Origin of the sequence: Bacteroides sp. ET71, from assembly GCF_023336905.1 — a bacterium.
In the GTDB taxonomy this organism is placed as follows: domain Bacteria; phylum Bacteroidota; class Bacteroidia; order Bacteroidales; family Bacteroidaceae; genus Bacteroides.
On record NZ_JAMBLS010000102.1, the window covers coordinates 1 to 1,120 of the forward strand.

Annotated in this window: 1 protein-coding gene; it reads right to left on the reverse strand. The window is 45.4% G+C overall.

The genetic code is table 11. The features are described from left to right. Positions 1–968, reverse strand: a 968-nt coding sequence (locus M3090_RS15345) for an IS110 family transposase (RefSeq protein ID WP_249057723.1), incomplete at its 3' end; no start/stop codon positions are given. Positions 969–1,120 lie beyond the last annotated feature (152 nt).

Here is a 1,120-nt window from a genome sequence, read left to right on the forward strand (position 1 = left end):
TTCGTTTGACGGGTAGAAACGAAGCCATCCACATAAGGTGTATCTGACTTGATTACAGCAAATGCCTGCCTAACGAGTTTATTTGCGACAGCAATAAGAGCCACCTTAGAAGGTTTTCCGTTGGCTTTCAAACGCGTGTAGCATTCTTTACAGGTTGCATTGCCACGTAAAGCCGACCATGAGGCGACATAAAGCAGTGAGCGTAAGCTCGCATCCCCGTTACGGTTTATCCCACCTTTGATATGTACGGATGTTCCGGACTGCTGGTAGGTCGGACATATCCCGATAAAGCGGGAAACCTGCTTTGCGTTGTTGAAATAGGAGAATCCTCCGGTAGCGACGATCAAGGCTGTAGCCAAAGTAATACCAATGCCTTTAATGGATGTAAGCAGTTTAACTTGCCTGTCGAACTCCGAAGAAGCCAAATCTGCAAGTTCGGATTCCAAAGACTCAATTTGGCTTGCCAAAAAAGAAATAGTCTTATCAAGCGCTTTCATCCCGTTCTTGTCTTGGAATGGAAGCACGACAAGGGAACTTTTCAGGTTCTTGCTTGCCGTAAGCTGTTTCTTCAACTGCCTGATAATCGTTTTCTTCTGTTTCAGGAGCATAACGGTTTCAGACGGCATCTTGTAAATGGGAGGATTCATCTTCTCACCGTACATGGCAATCATACAGGCGTCTTTGGGGTCGGTCTTGGTGACGGTCATCATCATGCGTGAGAAGTGCTTGATTTGTTTGGGATTCACCATACTGGCAGCTATCCCTTGCCTGTCAAGCAGATAAAGAAGCAGAAAACCGTAATTGCCGGTGGCTTCCATCACACAATGATGTTCTGTTACGGAAAGCGAGCCGATGAACTTCCTGATACCTTTTACGGTATTAGGGTAAGTTTGGGTCTGATAACCCGATACTGTCGGAAAAGCAGCCACGAAGCTGTCCTTGCTGATGTCGATTCCAATGTAAGTCATAACGTCTTTAATTTGGTTAAATACATCCTATAACCTATCGTCGCTAACACGGGATCATAAGTCCCAACGAACTATCCAGATTTCAGATGTAAAGGCATGGGGACTGAACGTTTAAAACGGTTTCCATAACCACAAGCTCTACGGTCTTTGTC